The sequence below is a fragment of the Winogradskyella sp. genome (assembly GCF_013042245.1).
GTDB lineage: Bacteria > Bacteroidota > Bacteroidia > Flavobacteriales > Flavobacteriaceae > Winogradskyella.
This window is the reverse complement of the sequence record NZ_JABDQL010000018.1, coordinates 1-18279: the sequence shown is the minus strand read 5'-3', so window position 1 is coordinate 18279 and position 18279 is coordinate 1. Positions and strand designations below refer to the sequence as shown.

Sequence of the window (18279 nt, the reverse complement as noted above, 5' to 3'; positions counted from 1 at the left end):
CTTTATGGTCGCTTTTTTTATGATAATTTTTCAGCAACTAATTTATTAATTTCGGCAAGTTGTTGTTTAATAGTTATCGTAGAATTATCAAACTCTATAGCATCGTCTGCTTTTACTAATGGCGAATCTTCTCTTGTAGAATCTATTTCATCTCGAGATACTACATTTTGGAGCACCTCTTTATAGCTTAGATTATGACCACGCTCTAAGAGTTCTTTATAACGACGTATTGCACGTGTTTCTGCTGAGGCTGTCATAAATATTTTAAGTTCGGCATCTGGAAAAACAACGGTAGCAATATCACGACCATCCATAACAATGCCTTTATCTTTTCCCATTAATTGTTGTTGTTGAACTAATTTTCTTCGCACTTCCGAAATTTTAGCAACATGACTCACGTATTGCGATATTTCTAAAGTTCTTATATCTGATTCAATATTTTTTCCGTTGAGATAAACCTCAGCAAAACCTAATTCGGGATTAAATTTAAAGGTAATATGAATATTCTCTAATTCTGAAATCAGGCCTTCCTTATCAAAATTCTCTTTTGAAATAAAGTTGTTTTCAAGAGCAAAATAAGTTACCGCACGATACATAGCTCCTGTATCAACATAAATATAACCCAATTCTTTTGCCAAAAGCTTAGCAACTGTACTTTTTCCTGTGGACGAAAATCCGTCTATAGCAATAACTATTTTATTCATTAATTTAAATCCATTTGAAGTCCAAAAAAGCTAGTATTAGCTGACCCTGTATACCTAGAATGCGTATAACTAAACTTCATTTTATTAATTTTTAAGCCCAAACCAAATGATAAACCTGAAAAAATACGTTGGTCCAAAATACGTAATTCTTCAGCACGTCTAAAATTATAACCCAATCTTATATTAAAACCTCTATCTGGCCATAATTCAGCACCTAAGATAATATGGCGCATGACATTATTTAAGAAACCTACTTTTTCCTCGGTTTGGTTACCACTTAAATCTGTTGTCGCACGTGCTGGATTAGAAACGCCAATTGGCCATTCTTGTAAATTCTCCAGAGTTAAATGCCAACGTAGTGGTATATATTCTAGGGTTTGTGACATCCCAAAATTAACTTCGAAAGGTAAGCGCTCTCTTAGATCTACATAGGTTTTAAATTGCGTTCCAAAATTTCTAACAGTTAAGGCTGCATGAAAATCTAAGCGCTCATTGATATACATGACGCCAAAATCTAGTGCACCACCAATAGAATTATATTGCTCTAATTTAGAGGTTATTAATTTTACGTTTGTGCCTACATAAAAATCTGTAAATGGAATATTATAATTATAACCAAAAGATAGCGCCACTTCATTTCCTCGGAAAGACCCTGTAGAAACACCGTTAATATCATAGCCCTCAAAATCACCGTAATTGATGTAAGTTACTCCAAAATGAAAAGTTTGAACACGTCTATCCCATGTGTAAGCATAAGCAGCAGTACCGTAAGTGATACCACCCAGATAGCTTGAAAAATTGAGTGCCGCCTGATTATGCATATCGCCATTGATAGACGCAGGATTATACAACGCTTCACTGACATCATAATCAAAATTAGTGATGATTTTACCACCTAATGCTGCTTGTCTAGGAGAAGATACCAGATTCAGAAACTGATACGTAGACTCACCTCCCAATTGGGCGAAGCTAAACGATGTAAAACCTAGCAAAAACAGAGCGGTAATTCTCCTTATCATAGATTACAAAATAAGTAAATCTATCTTAGAACGTTGTTCTAATTCTTTTATTTTTTGAAAAGTAAAAACCTCAGTAAAATTACTGAGGCTTTGTTATTAAAGTGTTTTAGGATTTTTTACCTTTTGCTTGGTTATAGCCAAGTCTAAAACTTCTTTCATATCCTTTACATAATGAAAAGTCAAACCTTTAAGATACTCAGGTTTTATCTCATCAATATCCCTTTTATTGTCTTCACAAAGCAATATCTCTTTAATCTTAGCACGTTTAGCAGCTAAAATCTTTTCTTTTATTCCTCCTACCGGAAGAACTTTTCCTCTAAGTGTTATTTCTCCTGTCATAGCGATGCTCTTCTTAACCTTACGTTGAGTAAAGAGTGAAACTAATGAAGTTAACATCGTTACGCCTGCGCTTGGCCCGTCTTTTGGAGTAGCGCCTTCTGGCACATGAATATGTACATTATACTTTTGAAACATTTCAGACTTAATACCAAATTCTTCTGCATTAGCCTTAATATATTCCATGGCGATGGTAGCAGACTCTTTCATGACCTTACCGAGGTTACCTGTAATAGAAAGATTTCCTTTTCCTTTAGATAATATAGATTCAATAAATAAAATATCTCCACCTACACTAGTCCAAGCTAAACCTGTAACAACTCCAGCTACATCATTATTTTCATATTTATCACGCTCTAATCTAGGACTTCCCAGAATCTCCACAATATCTTCATTAGATATTTTTATATTGTACTCCTCTTCCATCGCAATATTTTTGGCTGCATAACGTACCATTTTTGCTATTTGCTTCTCCAAACCACGGACACCAGATTCTCTAGTATAACCTTCAACAATTTTTTCTAGTTGTGGTTTTGCAATTTTTAATGCTTTAGAATCTAAGCCATGCTCTTTTAATTGCTTTGGTAATAAGTGGCGCTTAGCAATTTCCACTTTTTCTTCAATGGTGTAACCTGTAACATTAATAATTTCCATACGGTCACGTAATGCTGGCTGTATGGTATTTAAGCTATTCGACGTTGCAATAAACATCACTTTAGATAAATCGTAGCCCATTTCTAAGAAATTATCATAAAACTCACTGTTCTGCTCTGGGTCTAAAACCTCAAGCATAGCCGATGATGGGTCACCTTGATTCCCTGTAGATAATTTATCTATTTCGTCTAGAACAAAAACTGGGTTTGAAGTACCAGCTTTCTTTAAACTTTGAATAATTCGACCTGGCATTGCACCAATATAAGTTTTACGATGTCCACGGATTTCGGCCTCATCTCTCAATCCTCCTAATGAAATACGTACATATTCCCTACCCAAGGCTTCGGCTATAGACTTTCCTAGTGAGGTTTTACCAACACCTGGAGGTCCGTAAAGACAAAGTATTGGGGATTTCATATCATTTCGTAGTTTCAATACAGCTAAGTATTCTATAATACGTTTTTTTACATCGTCTAATCCAAAATGGTCACGATTCAAGATTTTAATGGCCCGTTTTAAATCAAATTGGTCCTCGCTAAACTCATTCCATGGTAAGTCCAAGAATAAGTCTAAGTAATTACGTTGTATAGAATATTCGGCAACTTGGGGATTCATACGTTGCATTTTTGATAATTCCTTATTAAAATGATTTTTTACTTTTTTATCCCATTTTTTTGCTTTTGCACGCTCTCGCATATCCTCAACTTCCTCACCAGAAGAAACACCTCCACCCAATTCTTCTTGGATAGTTTTCATCTGTTGGTGTAAGAAATACTCCCGTTGTTGCTGGTTCATATCACTCTGAACCTTAGATTGAATATCTTGTTTTAAAGCTAACTTTTGATATTCAATATTCATGAATTTTAGAGTTGCTAATGCACGTTCTTTTAAATCGTTAATCGTTAATAAGTCCTGCTTCTCCTCTACTTTGAGATTCATGTTTGAAGACACAAAATTGACGAGGAATGAATTACTTTCTATATTCTTTATAGCAAAACTAGCTTCTGTTGGTATGTTTGGACTTTCCTTAATAATCTCTAAAGACAAATCCTTAATAGATTCAATTATAGCTTTAAATTCTTCATTGTCTTTAGCTGGTTTAGCTTCTGATAAATCTGTAATTGTAGCTGTTAAATAAGGAGTTTCTGAAACTACTTCCTTAATTTCAAAACGTTTTTTTCCTTGAATTATGACAGTTGTATTTCCGTCAGGCATTTTTAAAACCTTAAGTATTCGTGCTACTGTTCCTGTCTTATATATATCTTTCTCGGTAGGATTTTCTACAGCTTCATCCTTCTGTGAAACCACACCAATAACTTTGCTGCCATTATTAGCATCGTTAATAAGTTTAATCGATGCATCTCGACCTGCGGTAATTGGTATTACCACGCCTGGAAACAATACCGTATTGCGCAATGGTAATATTGGTAATGAATCTGGTAAGATTTCGTTATTAATTAATTCTTCATCTTCTGGTGTCATTAAAGGAATTAATTCTGAATTTTCATCAAAATCCTGAAATGACAAACTGTCAAGCCCTATAAATTTTTGTTTTCCCATGGTATATTTTAAGCCATTCTGTCATTATTAATATCAGAATGTGCGTATGTTTTATTTTACATTGTCTAACTTTACGTTAGAAGTCAAGGTTTTGCGGTTATTACACTACTATACTCTTTGCAATAATTTCAATAGTTGTGCCATTAAGAATTGATAGTACTAAAACTTTTTATTGAATGTCCGTAATGAGTAATAATTAAAATTTCAAACTCATTCTGTCACATTGAGTACTTCGACTGTACTCAGCATAAACTAAAGTCGAAATGCCTTGTAAAACAATACTTTATATTTCCTCGACTACACTTCGACTACGCTCTGTGACTACGCTCTGTGACCACGCTCGAAATGACAGAGAAATCATTATATTTTTCAATTTATGATTAAAAAAGGATAATCAATTAAATTTTGAATTGATTTGATTTGGTTTTACAGACATAACTTATTTAAGTTGTTTCAGTTTCTGGAACTCTAAAAAGTAACATAATTCCAACTAAAAAAAATAGAAATAAAAACAGAATTGCATAACGCATAGAGCTAATCTGGTCAACTACTGCAAAAATGAGCATTCCAATAACGATTCCTATTTTTTCTGCTACATCATAAAAACTAAAATATGATGTGGTGTCTTGGGTTTCAGGTAAAAATTTTGAATATGTCGAACGTCCTAAGGATTGTACACCACCCATCACCAAACCAACTATACTGGCTGCTATATAAAATTGTATTGGGGTTTCCATAAAATAAGCATATATACAAACCAACATCCAAATAAGGTTTATTACAATGAGTGTTTTAATATTTCCAAATTTTGAAGATGCTTTTGAGGTCAAAATTGCGCCTACTATAGCGACTAATTGTATGACTAATACGCTAACAATAAGCCCTATAGTCTTTTCTTCGTCAGAACCCCAAGCTATTTCTTTCTCACCGAAATATACAGCCATTAACATAATGGTCTGTACAGCCATACTAAATACAAAAAATGCATTCAGATAACGCTTTAATCTCAGGTTACCTTTTAATTCTACCCAAACTGATTTAAGCTCTTTAAAACCGTTAAATAAAACTGCCTTAGTAACTTTATGCCCTTTAGATACACCAATTGGAAGTATATAAAATGTATATTGACTAAAGCCAACCCACCATAACCCTACTGTTATAAAAGAAATTTTCATTGCCCTAAAAGATGCCGCATTTTTTGCTTTTTCAAAAGCATTAGCTATAGCAACTTCGTCTCCAGAGTTTGCAATTTCATTAGAAATACTGGTATCAAAACCAAATAATTCTGGATACATTACCATACCTAGATTGACAATAAGTAGTAAAACACTACCTATATAACCCAATGAAAAACCTTTTGCACTAGCTGCATCTTGCTGCTCCTCGAAAGCAATATCTGGCAAATAAGAATTATAAAAAACAAGGCTTTCCCAATAGCCTAAAAGTCCCATAAAATAAAATAGAATACTAGTATGAATGTAGTCAAGATTAAACCAGTAGAGTCCGAAGCAACCTATGCCTCCCATATAGCAGAAAAACTTCATGAATGTTTTTTTGTTCCCTACATAATCTGCTATACCAGATAAAATTGGAGAAGAAAAAGCAACTACCAAAAATGTAAATGCTGTTATTATAGAAATAAGTACGGTTTGTTTCATTTCAAAATCAAAAGCAGATACTAACTCATTTTTATCTTCAAATAGGTTAGAGTAAAATATGGGGAAAATTGAAGATGCAATTGTTAGCGTGTATACCGAATTAGCCCAATCATAAAAAGCCCATGCATCAATGAGTTTCTTAGTACCTTTTTCAAAAGTTTTCTTCATGTATATAAAATAAAAACCGTTCCAAGTGAAGAAACGGCTTTTAAAGTAAACAATATATTTTTATGCTATATTAATTTATAGGTCTAAACTCGGTAACACCAAACTTAGCGGCTTCTTGTTTTGCTGCTGGTGCCCATTTCTTTAAGTTCGCAATTCGGGTGTCATTACTTGGGTGAGTACTTAAAAATTCGGGTGGTGCTTGACCTCCACTTTTTGCTTTCATTCGTTTCCATAGTTCTGAAGCTTCAGAAGGATTGTATCCTGCTAAAGCCATTAATCGTAGACCTATTTCATCGGCCTGTGTTTCGTGATAGCGACTAAAAGGCAACATTCCACCTACGCTAGATACTACTCCATAAGATTGATTAAATATACTTTGCTTTTGAGGATCGTTAGTTAAAGCTACATTACCTGCTAGTGCAATACCTTGCTGTAAATAAGCTGCACTCATGCGTCGCTGTCCATGATTTGCTAATGCATGTGCAACTTCATGTCCCATTATTGCTGCCACACCTGTTTCATTGGCCGCTATTGGTAAAATACCTGTGTAAAAGGCAATTTTTCCTCCTGGCATACACCATGCGTTAACTTGCTCTGATTGTATAAGTTTATATTCCCACTTATAATCTTTTAAGTAACCTTGGTGACCGTTTGCATTAAGCCAACGTTCTGCAGCTACAGCAATACGTTGTCCTACACGAGTAATCATTTCTGCATCTTTTGTACCTGTAACCACTTTATTTTCACTCAAGACCTGATTATACTGTGCAAAAGCAGAAGGAAACAATTGATCATTAGATACAAAAGCCATTGTTTTTTTTCCGGTAAAAGGATTTGTAGCACATGAAATAAAGACTAAAAGAAGTCCTAATATGGCTATAGATTTTTTTAAATTCATTTTTAATGGTATTGTGTTTTTACTAAAATACAAAAAAGGATAATACTTTATAATTACGTTGAAAAAGATATTTCAGATTTATTTTCCTTTAAAGTGTAATTCCGAAAAATTCTTGTCAACAATAATACTTTGCGTTCCATTAGCTTTAATGTGTTCTAATGGTATGGATTGATTGTCTATTTCAATTTCTAAAATTTCAAAAGGTAAACCATGAATATTTACTTTGAAGGTGTTATAAACGGTCATGTATTTTCCTTCTTTGTGTTGATTAATTATTAATTCGTTCTTACGACCTGTTAATTTAAAATTACGTAGGCTATATCTACCTTTTGTATAATCGTAGCCATCATTGGCATCACTATAAAACTCACTCTCTTCGATACCCTTTTTGTAATAAACATCTAAGGTGATTTCTTTTATTTCTTTTTCTCCAACATATTGCTGTATTGGAAATTTTGGGATAATCGCACCTTCTTTTACGAAAATCGGCATACTATCAATATCTGCGTCTACCCACATTTCCTTTCCACCTTTTACGACTTCATCTGTCCAATAATTATACCAATTACCGTTTGGCAAATACATTCGTCTTCCTTTTGCATTTGGCTCTAAAACTGGACAAGCTAATATATGCTCACCAAAGATAAATTCGTCCGTTCGGTAGTGTGTTTGCACATCTTCTTGGTCATATAATACTAAAGACTTAAGCATTGGTGTTCCATGGTCTACATAATTCCAAAAAGCAGTATACAAATAAGGAAGTAATTGATAACGAATCTCTATAAATTTTCTAACGATATCTGTAATATCTTCATCAAAAGCCCAAGGCTCTTGGTCTCCATGATCACCTGATGAGTGAACCCTAAAAAATGGATGAAAAATACCTAGTTGAATCCAACGTGTAAACAATTCGCCTTGTGGTTGCTCTGCAAATCCACCAATATCACTACCAGCAAAACCAAAGCCAGACATTGCCATACGCTGTGCTTGAATGTTTGCTATCCATAGATGTTCCCAAGTAGCAACATTATCGCCAGTCCAAGTCGATGTGTATCGTTGTGTACCAGAATATGCAGCTCTTGTAATAACAAATGGTCGCTTTGGATATCTAAATTTCTTAAGCCCGTGATAAGTAGCTCGAGCCATTTGCATACCATAAATATTATGTGCTTTTCTATGACTGCAAGGATTCCCATCATAATCGTGGCGCACGTCATCTGGGAATGTTTTATTGGGTACTTCCATAACGGCAGGCTCATTCATATCATTCCAAACACCTTTAATACCGATATCTTCTATAAGCTCTTTAAAAAGTCCAGACCACCAATCTCGTACTTCAGGTTTCGTAAAATCTGGAAAATAACATTCGCCAGGCCATACTTTGCCTTTCATGTAAGCACCATCGGCGCGTTTACAGAAATAATCTTTTTCTAGACCTTCTTTAAAGACCGAATAATTCTTATCAATCTTAATCCCTGGATCTATAATAGCAACAGTTTTAAAACCATCATCTTCCAACTCTTTTACCATTCGCTTAGGATCAGGAAAATAATCTTTATTCCATGTAAAACATCGGAAACCTTCCATGTAATCAATGTCTAAATAAATGGCATCACATGGAATTTTTAGTTTTCTGAAAGTTGATGTAATCTCCTTAACCTTACTTTCTGGATAGTAGCTCCACTTACATTGATGAAATCCTAATGCCCACATTGGTGGTAATTGGTGTGGTTTTCCTGTTAAATCTGTATAACTTTCTACAACATCAGTCATTTTTGGGCCGTAGAAAAAATAGTAATTCATTTCTCCACCTTGAGCCCAAAAACTAGTTACATTCCTTCGCTCGTTAGCAAAATCAAAAAAACTTTGAAAAGTGTTATCAAAGAAAACACCATAAGCCTTACCATGATGTAAGCCTGTGTAAAACGGAATTGATTTATATATTGGATCTGTATCTTTCCCATAAGCATAAGAATCTGTTACCCAATTGGTATAGCGTTTCCCTTTGAGGTTAAGATGATTAGGTTTATCCCCCAACCCATAATAACTTTCGCCATCGTTAGAGACTTTACTCATCTTTACAATGTTTCCTCCGTGCTTATAACTTTCCTCCCAATGAAAACCAATTTCATCCTGATTGATAAGTATATTATCTTTTACATCAAATATACTTACACGTAAACTTTCTTTTGAAATCTCACAGCGCAGCTTTGAAGTTGTAACAACATATTTATCTTTCTTGTCATTAATTTCTAGCTTGTTATAACCTGTACTTGCATATTTTGTAATGGCGTAAGAAAAATCATTATCAAAATTACCAATGGTAGTATATCTGAAACGTAAAACACTGTCTCTAACTACAGTTAACTGAAGAATGACTTCATTATCAGTTGAAAAATATAAGGTATCAACATCCTTTTTAAAGTCTATTATTTTTGAAGGAAACTGGTTTCCTTTATTTTCTAATTCTGTATTTACAATCATGTAGCGATTTTAATGTAAAAGTGTTTGTAAAAGAAAGCAAAAAAAGTAACTTTATAAAACTAAGAAAGTACTATTTGTACTGAATTATTAACTATAACGATTTAGCAATAAAACATTATGAAACGAGCATGCTAAACTTATTATCACCTAAAGGAATGATTAATAGCGAACAACATGTGTCCTTAAAAAAACAATAAATGTAAACATATGAAATTACCAGTTTACATTTAAGTTATTAAGTAGTTATTGATATTTTAAAATAACCATACCTAGAGGCGGAATATTGGCTTTAATTGAGTTATCTCTAAATTGCCAAGGTTCTGCTTTACTAGTTTTTATTTTATTCTTGTATTCTCCACCTCCAAAGTATTTCTTCAAATCACTATTAAAAATTTCTTTAAGTTTTCCTACTCTTGGAACTCCTAATTTATAGCTCTCACGTGGTATTGGGGTCATGTTACAAGCTACAATCAAATCATCTTTTGAGTCATTCCCTTTTCGAATGTAAACTAAAACAGAATTTTCAGAATCATTATAATCTATCCATTCAAATCCATCAGCAGAAAATTGCTTTTCATACAAAGCAGATTCTGTCTTGTATAGTTTATTCAAATCTTTGATAAACTCCTGTAGACCTTTATGAGGCTTATATTGTAACAAATGCCAATCTAAACTTTGCCGAAAATTCCATTCTTCACTTTGTCCAAATTCTGCACCTTGAAACAATAGTTTGGTTCCTGGATGTGTAAACATGTAGCTATATAGTAACCTTAGATTTGCAAAGCGTTGCCACTCATCTCCTGGCATGCGTCCCAATAAAGAACGTTTTCCATAAACTACTTCGTCATGACTTAATGGAAGCATAAAATTTTCAGTAAAAGCGTAAGTCATACTAAAAGTTAAATCGTTTTGATGGTGCTTTCGGTATATCGGTTCTTTAGCAAAATATTGAAGCGTATCATGCATCCAGCCCATCATCCATTTCATCCCAAAACCTAAACCTCCAATGAATGTTGGTTTGGATACCATAGGAAATGATGTAGACTCTTCTGCAATAGTCTGAACATCTGGGTAATTTTCATAAACCGCTTCATTCATTTCACGCATAAAGGAAATGGCTTCTAAATTTTCGCGACCGCCAAACATATTGGGTTCCCACTCACCATCTTTTCTACTATAATCCAAAAACAACATGGATGCCACAGCATCAACACGTAATCCATCTGCGTGGTATTGATCTAACCAAAAAAGGGCATTACTAATTAAAAACGATTTTACTTCGTTTCGTCCATAATTAAAGATGAGACTTTTCCAATCTTGGTGGTAACCTCTTTGTTTATCTGGATGCTCGTATAAACAAGAACCATCAAAAAACCCTAAGCCGTGTGGGTCTTCTGGAAAATGTGATGGTACCCAATCCAAGATAATTCCAATGTCATTTTGATGTAGTTTGTCTACCAGTAATTTAAACTCTTCAGGATAACCAAAACGAGAAGTTGGTGCAAAATAACCAGTTAACTGATAACCCCAAGATGGGTCGTATGGATATTCCATAATTGGCATTAATTCTACGTGCGTAAAATTCATGTCCTTGACATACTTCACTAAATCGTCTGCTAATTCTACATAAGACAAAAATCTATTTTCCTCAATCTGCATTTTCCAAGAGCCTAGGTGAACTTCATAAACGGAATATGGCGCATCTAGAGCATTGTGCGCTTTGCGAGTTTTCATCCAGTTATTATCCTCCCAATTATAATCATCTTCCCAAACTATGGATGCTGTTTTAGGTGGATGCTCACAGCGTCTGGCGTATGGATCTGCCTTTTCTGTAGTTACTTCGTTATGATGGCTTTTAATTTTGTATTTGTATATATTGCCATTACCGACATTGGGTATAAAACCTTCCCAAATGCCACTGGCATCCCAACGAACTTGGAGTTTGTGATCGTTTTCTGTCCAAAAATTAAAATCTCCAATGACAGAAACTGCTTTAGCACTTGGCGCCCAAACTGCAAAATAAGTACCTTCTACTCCATTGACAGTTGTAATGTGAGAGCCAAATTTTTCGTAAAGCCTGTAATGTTTTCCTGATTTGAATAAGTTAATATCAAATTCTGTAAAAAAACTGTGCGAAAGAACTTCTGCCATATATTAAAGTACAAATCCTTTAGGAATTATCGCGCCCTTTTTAATGACTACAATACCGTCTTTTACAACATATTTATCTGTTTCAGCGTCTTCAAGATGTGGACCTCCATTTATTCGAACATCATTACCAATGCAAACGTTTTTATCTAAAATTGCATTTTTAATAAAGCACCTTTTGCCAATACCAACTAATATTTCGGTTTTATTGATGTTGATTTTATCTAGAGTTTCATACTCATCATTGCCCATCATATAGGTATTTATAACTGTAGAATCTTTTCCTATTCTAGAACGAATTCCAATTACGGATTTCTCTATTTTTGCTGCACTAATGATACAACCTTCGGCAATAACAGCTTTATCTAAAGCTGTACCTGACACCTTCGATGTTGGTAATATTCTAGCACGAGTATAAACGCGTTGTTTAGAATCGTACAAATTAAATTTTGGCATATCATCTGTTAAACCAAGATTAGCTTCAAAAAACGAATCTATATTTCCAATATCTGTCCAATAATCTTCAAATTGATAACTTAATGTTTTATGCTTATCGATAGATTGTGGTATAATTTCTTTACCAAAATCGATGGTATCTGGGTTATCCATCAAATCAATTAAAAGCTGTCTATTAAAAATATAAATACCCATGGACGCTAAATGATTTTTTCCTTGAGCTTGCATTTCAGCACTTGTTTTAGACGTCCAATCTGGTAATAAATCTAGAGATGGCTTTTCTATGAAGGAAGTCACGACGTTATTATCGTCGGTTTTTAAAATCCCGAAAGATGTTGCATCCTTTTCATTAACTGGTATTGTTGCAATAGAAATTTCTGCATTGGCTTTAATATGTGCATTTATCATATTATTAAAGTCCATCTGATACAGCTGGTCACCAGAAAGAATTAAGGCGTATTCAAAATCATGTCTTAAAAAATGATGCATACTTTGTCTTACAGCATCTGCTGTACCTTGAAACCATGATTTACTTTCAGGAGTTTGTTCAGCTGCTAAAACATCTACAAATGCAGAACTAAAGAAACTAAAATGATATGTATTTTTAATGTGTCTGTTTAAAGAAGCAGAATTGAACTGAGTTAAAACAAACATGCGTTTGATATCTGAATTGATACAATTTGAAATGGGAATATCTACCAATCTGTATTTTCCAGCAATGGGAACTGCTGGTTTAGACCTTTTCTCTGTCAGTGGATACAAGCGAGAACCTTGTCCTCCACCAAGAATGATTGATAATACTTTGTCGTTAATCATAATTTAATTTATCGAATTATATAAATTTAAATAAGCTTTTGCAGAAACTTCCCATGAGTGATTTAAACTCATTATATTTTTTCTATTAGCGTTAAAGGCTTCTTTATTATCGTAAAAGTCAGAGGCGCGTTTTATAGCTTCAATAATACTTGCTATTGAAACGTCTTGATGGCAAATTCCAAAACCTTTAGAATCTATGTCCACAACGGTATCTTTTAAACCTCCAATACTTCTAACTACAGGCACAGTTCCATAACGCAATGCATACATTTGGTTGAGCCCGCATGGTTCTACACGAGAAGGCATCAATAAAAAATCTGCACTAGCATAAATAATATGCGATAACTTTTCGTCATACCCAATATACGTATTATAATTTCCAGAATGTAAGTTTTTTAAATACAATAATTCTGTTTCTGTTTCTTTAAAACCAGAACCTAATAAGAATATGGAAATATCTTTAGACTTCAGTATTTCATTAAAAACTTTAGGTAAAAGTCCAGCTCCTTTTTCGCCTACCAATCTTCCAATAAAAGCAAAAAGAGGTTTAGTTTCGTCTAAATCATATTCTTTACAAAGCCATTTTTTATTAGCCTTCTTCCCAGAAGTTACAGTCGTTTTGGTATAGTTCTTTATTATAAAGCTATCTGTTTCAGGATTCCAGACATCAGTATCTATACCGTTTAAAATTCCAACACACTTAGCACTTTCGGCAGCGAGTAAATTTTCTAAGCCGTTGGCTTGCTCCTTTAATTCTTCCATGTAACTCGGTGAAACCGTCGTAACGCGCCAAGCACATTTTATGGACGCGGCAAGCGGGTTTATTATTCCATTCCAATCTAACAACCCTAAATATTTTGAGTTAAACTCTGGGATTTTATGTAAATACTCGTAAGACATCCAGCCTTGGTATTGTGCATTATGGATTGTAGTAATTACAGGGATTTTATTCAGACTTTTATAGTTGTAACTTTCTTGTGCCATAAAAGGAATTAAACCTGTATGGTGGTCATGACAATGAATAATGTCTGGCTTATTCTCTAAAGACAGTATCCAGTCCATTGTAGCGATTTGAAACGCCAAAAAACGCTCAACATCATTATCTGAGTAAACATATTCTTTATACAAAAGGTGCTCAATGTGAATAAAATATATAGGAAATTCTAGATCTGGGGCTTCTGCCCTTAAAACACTGTAAGGAATGGTGTCATGACCAAGTTTTAATTCAGATTCGTGTAACTCTGTAAACCTATTTGTTTTTGTAAACTTATTGTTATAAAATGGCATAATTACAGAACTATCTGCGCCTAACTGATATTGATATTTTGGCAAAGCACCAACAACATCTGCTAATCCTCCAATTTTTGCAATAGGATAACATTCTGCGCTGACATGGATTATTTTCATTTATTAATAAGTTTACAAGCTAAAGTTACTAATAATTAAAGAAAATTACTGCAAATAAAATTAGATAATATTTATACAACGATTGCGTAATTAATGAAACGTTAATACGACCTAAGTTTTGCAATACATTATTTAAATTTGAAATATGAAAAAGATAAGTTTATTAATGTTACTAAGCCTAATGTTTGCTTGTAACAGTTCCGCACAAAAAAATGACAAAATAGAAAAAGAAAGTTTCCCGGTTTATAAAACAGATGCAGAATGGAAAGCAGAATTGACCGATGCAGAATATTATGTGCTTCGCAAGGCTGGTACCGAGAGACCATTTACAAGTCCACTTAACAAAAAATATGAAAGCGGCACTTACCATTGCGCTGCTTGCAATACACCTTTGTTTAAAAGTGAAACAAAGTTCAATTCTGGTACAGGTTGGCCAAGCTTTTATAAGGAGATTGAAGGTAATGTAGCATTTTCAACAGATTATAAAGTGGGCTATGCTAGAACGGAAGAACACTGCGCTACTTGTGGCGGTCATTTAGGTCACGTTTTTAATGATGGACCTAAACCAACAGGAAAAAGGCATTGCATCAATGGTGTTGCATTGGAGTTTGTTCCAGAAAAAAAATAAAAAGAACCTTTGAATATTGAAAAAGCTTCTTAAGCAGAAGCTTTTTTTATGTGGTAATTTGTTACTTTTGTTTTTTTAAAAAATAAAAAAACTTACGCATGAGTAAATACGATATTATTGTTTTAGGAAGTGGACCAGGCGGTTATGTAACTGCAATTAGAGCGTCTCAATTAGGCTTTAAAACCGCTGTTGTAGAAAAAGAAAGTTTAGGTGGTGTTTGCCTTAATTGGGGTTGTATACCTACAAAAGCGCTATTAAAGTCTGCTCAAGTTTTTGAATACCTTAAACATGCCGAAGATTATGGGCTTAAAGTAAAAGAAGCTGAGCATGATTTTGATGCTGTTGTAAAACGAAGCCGAGGCGTAGCTGATGGCATGAGTAATGGTGTTAAGTTTTTAATGAAAAAAAATAAAATTGATGTTATTGAAGGTTTTGGAAAACTTAAACCAGGTAAAAAGGTTGACGTTGACGGGAAAGAATACTCTGCAGACCATATTATCGTTGCTACTGGTGCACGTTCTCGAGAGTTACCTAGCTTACCACAAGATGGTAAAAAAGTGATTGGTTACAGAAAAGCGATGACTTTAGAAAAACAACCTAAGAAAATGATTGTTGTTGGTTCTGGTGCTATTGGCGTTGAGTTTGCATATTTCTATAATTCAATGGGAACAGAAGTAACTATTGTAGAATATCAAGATAAAATTGTACCAGTTGAAGATGACGAAGTTTCAAAGCAATTAGAACGTAGCTTCAAGAAATCTGGAATTAAAATAATGACGTCTTCTGAAGTTACTAAAGTTGATACATCAGGTGATGGTGTTAAAGCAACTGTAAAAACTAAAAAAGGGGAAGAAATTCTTGAAGCTGATGTTGTACTTTCCGCTGTAGGTATTAAATCTAACATAGAAAATATAGGATTAGAAGACGTTGGTATTGCTGTTGATAGAGACAAAATCTTAGTGAATGATTATTACCAAACTAACATTCCAGGTTACTATGCTATTGGAGATGTAACACCTGGTCAAGCTCTAGCACACGTTGCTTCTGCCGAAGGTATCTTATGTGTTGAAAAAATTGCTGGCCAACATGTTGAAGCTCTAGACTATGGAAATATACCTGGTTGTACGTATTGTACACCAGAAATTGCAAGTGTAGGTTTAACTGAAGCACAGGCTAAAGAACAAGGCTTAGATGTTAAGATTGGTAAGTTTCCATTCTCTGCGTCTGGCAAAGCAAGTGCTGGCGGAACAAAAGAAGGTTTTGTAAAAGTGATTTTTGATGCCAAATATGGCGAGTGGTTAGGTTGTCATATGATTGGTGCTGGTGTAACTAATATGATTGCCGAAGCTGTTTTAGGTCGTAAATTAGAAACTACAGGTCATGAAGTATTAAAAGCGGTTCACCCACTCCCAACAATGAGTGAAGCTGTTATGGAAGCTGTTGCAGATGCCTATGATGAAGTGATTCATTTATAAGAACAATGACCCATAAAAATAAAAAAGCGATTCAAAATTGAATCGCTTTTTTATTGATATGTAATGAAATAATTAAAGTCTATATCCTAAGCCTATAAAAAGAATATTAGGTGATATTTCTTCAAAGCCAATGGTATATTTTAGATTTAAGTCTAAATCGTCAGTGATATCATAAGCCAAACTAATATCAGCTCTAACTCTAAATTTATTGTTGAAAAAATTAAAAAAGTAGTTAAGACTTGGTCCTGCCAACAAATGAAAATTGTTATCGACATCATACTTCAAGTAAATTGGTGCATTTAAAAACTCAAAATCACCAATTCCTTTATATACCAATTCAGGCTGAATATGAAATCCTTTATCAATAACAAAATCAACAAAAACGCCAGCGAAATAACCAACCTCTGATTCAGGATTCTCTCCGAAAATACCATTATCTTCATTAAATAAAGTAAGACTAATTCCGCCTTTGATACCAAAATCTGTTTGTGATTGTAAAGTGTCTGAAACACCAACTAATAATACAACGATTAAAATGCAATGTCTCATTATAATTTATTTTAAAATTAAACTATTTATAGCCAATTCATAACTCTTTAGTCCAAACCCAATAATAATACCTTTTGCATTTGGAGCTATATACGATTGATGTCTAAACTCTTCTCGTGAGTATGTGTTAGAAATGTGCACTTCTACTACGGGAGTTTTTATACCTGCAACTGCATCGCCTATACCAACCGAAGTATGGGTATAAGCACCAGCATTAAGTATTATACCGTCATAAGAAAAACCTACTTCATGCAATTTATCTATAAGTTCGCCTTCTATATTACTCTGAAAATAATCTAATTGAATATCATCAAATTTAGCTTGCATTTCTTTATAATACTCCTCAAAGGTTTTATAGCCATAAATCTCTGGCTCTCTTTTGCCAAGTAGATTGAGATTAGGGCCATTAATGATAATGAGTTTCTTCATACAGTAAAGGTACTGAAATTTGAATACAAAAAAACCGAAGCTGTTTGCTTCGGTTTTTAATTAGTTTAATTAATTCTTAGAAATGTAAAGCAAATCCTATACGAAACTCAAATAACCCTTCGTCAGTAAAATCTTCATTTAAGGATATATTATATCTTAATCCTGGCTCGATAGAAATATTATCTGCAACAAACCAAGCATAACCGCCTTGAAGACCTAGCCATAACGGGTTTACATCTCCAAAAAAATCATCACTAGAAGCACCTGTTAAGTCTACCTGTACTGGAAATTGACTATCGATGTAGTACTTAGCACCAACCTTATAAGTAAAGTTTGAACTACCATCGAAGTCTGTAAAACCAAGACCTACTTTTAATGCTAAATCGTCAGCAAGAAAATATCCTGCTTCAGCACCAAGAGCCCAGACAGTAGTACCGTCAATAGAGTACAAACCGAAACCAGTATTGGCTCCTTGAGCAGCAACACCATCACCACCAAAACCAGTGTTAGCCTCGATTAACCAACTTCCTTTTGATAAGGCTAAACCACCGTTATCTTCTTGTGCATTAGAAAAACTAAATGCAAATACAGCTAAAGCTGCAAAAAGTAATTTTTTCATAATAATATAAGTTTTAAAATTGATGGTGCAAAGTTTGCTCTTTTTTCTGAAACATTAAAAAAAACAATCATATTTATTAACAATTTTACAAACAAAACTTTCAAATTATTGATTGTCAGTTATTTAAAATTAGGGTTATTAACATTTATTGAGTTAGTCATTTAATTTCCGTACATTTAAGTCAATAAAATTAGGATAATGGAACAATTTGAAGGACAAGATATACTAAACTTTATAAAAGAATTTCCAAATGATGAGGCTTGCAAAGTCT

The 18279-nt window shown here is 33.8% G+C and carries 14 protein-coding genes; 2 read left to right on the top strand and 12 right to left on the bottom strand.

The window, feature by feature from the left end; translation table 11 throughout:
- Positions 1-17 precede the first annotated feature (17 nt).
- The 9 genes from cmk to HKP48_RS01170 form a co-directional block, all read right to left on the bottom strand.
- Positions 18-704, bottom strand: coding sequence for a (d)CMP kinase (cmk, locus tag HKP48_RS01210; protein ID WP_296341993.1), 687 nt, complete (start codon positions 702-704; stop codon positions 18-20).
- Positions 704-1723, bottom strand: a complete 1020-nt coding sequence (gene porQ / locus HKP48_RS01205) for a type IX secretion system protein PorQ (RefSeq protein WP_296341991.1) — start codon at positions 1721-1723, stop codon at positions 704-706. The genes cmk and porQ overlap by 1 nt, the downstream gene beginning before the upstream one ends.
- Positions 1724-1819: 96 nt before the next feature.
- Entirely contained in the window at positions 1820-4273 is a 2454-nt protein-coding gene (gene lon, locus HKP48_RS01200; protein WP_296341989.1) for an endopeptidase La, read from the bottom strand.
- A 443-nt stretch (positions 4274-4716) separates the two neighbouring features.
- Positions 4717-6099, bottom strand: coding sequence for an MFS transporter (locus HKP48_RS01195; protein ID WP_296341987.1), 1383 nt, complete (start codon positions 6097-6099; stop codon positions 4717-4719).
- 70 nt (positions 6100-6169) lie between these two features.
- The gene (locus HKP48_RS01190) at positions 6170-6997 is read right to left on the bottom strand and encodes a M48 family metallopeptidase (protein ID WP_296341985.1); all 828 of its coding nucleotides are present in this window, start codon (positions 6995-6997) and stop codon (positions 6170-6172) included.
- Between the two features lie 78 nt (positions 6998-7075).
- Positions 7076-9481 carry a glycoside hydrolase family 31 protein gene (locus tag HKP48_RS01185; RefSeq protein ID WP_296341983.1) on the bottom strand — a complete coding sequence of 802 codons (2406 nt, stop codon included), beginning with the start codon at positions 9479-9481 and terminating at the stop codon, positions 7076-7078.
- Positions 9482-9724: 243 nt separating this feature from the next.
- A complete protein-coding gene (gene glgB, locus HKP48_RS01180; RefSeq protein WP_296341981.1) occupies positions 9725-11632 on the bottom strand; it encodes a 1,4-alpha-glucan branching protein GlgB in 1908 nt (635 codons plus the stop codon).
- 3 nt (positions 11633-11635) lie between these two features.
- A complete protein-coding gene (locus tag HKP48_RS01175) occupies positions 11636-12901 on the bottom strand; it encodes a glucose-1-phosphate adenylyltransferase (RefSeq protein ID WP_296341979.1) in 1266 nt (421 codons plus the stop codon).
- Positions 12902-12904: 3 nt separating this feature from the next.
- A complete protein-coding gene (locus HKP48_RS01170) occupies positions 12905-14308 on the bottom strand; it encodes a glycogen/starch synthase (RefSeq protein ID WP_296341974.1) in 1404 nt (467 codons plus the stop codon).
- A 145-nt stretch (positions 14309-14453) separates the two neighbouring features.
- Here HKP48_RS01170 and msrB point away from each other — a divergent pair, with 145 nt between their 5' ends.
- Positions 14454-14936: a peptide-methionine (R)-S-oxide reductase MsrB gene (gene msrB, locus HKP48_RS01165; protein ID WP_296341972.1), complete on the top strand. Its 483-nt coding sequence runs from the start codon at positions 14454-14456 to the stop codon at positions 14934-14936.
- A gap of 98 nt (positions 14937-15034) precedes the next feature.
- Positions 15035-16411 carry a dihydrolipoyl dehydrogenase gene (lpdA, locus tag HKP48_RS01160; protein WP_296341970.1) on the top strand — a complete coding sequence of 459 codons (1377 nt, stop codon included), beginning with the start codon at positions 15035-15037 and terminating at the stop codon, positions 16409-16411.
- A 72-nt stretch (positions 16412-16483) separates the two neighbouring features.
- Here lpdA and HKP48_RS01155 read toward each other — a convergent pair whose 3' ends face one another.
- The 3 genes from HKP48_RS01155 to HKP48_RS01145 all read right to left on the bottom strand — a co-directional run bounded on the left by HKP48_RS01155 (position 16484) and on the right by HKP48_RS01145 (position 18008).
- A complete protein-coding gene (locus tag HKP48_RS01155; RefSeq protein ID WP_296341968.1) occupies positions 16484-16960 on the bottom strand; it encodes a hypothetical protein in 477 nt (158 codons plus the stop codon).
- Between the two features lie 6 nt (positions 16961-16966).
- Positions 16967-17389 carry a type II 3-dehydroquinate dehydratase gene (gene aroQ / locus HKP48_RS01150; protein WP_296341966.1) on the bottom strand — a complete coding sequence of 141 codons (423 nt, stop codon included), beginning with the start codon at positions 17387-17389 and terminating at the stop codon, positions 16967-16969.
- Positions 17390-17465: 76 nt separating this feature from the next.
- On the bottom strand, positions 17466-18008 hold the full coding sequence (locus tag HKP48_RS01145; protein ID WP_296341964.1) for a hypothetical protein: 543 nt from the start codon (positions 18006-18008) through the stop codon (positions 17466-17468).
- Positions 18009-18279: the final 271 nt, after the last annotated feature.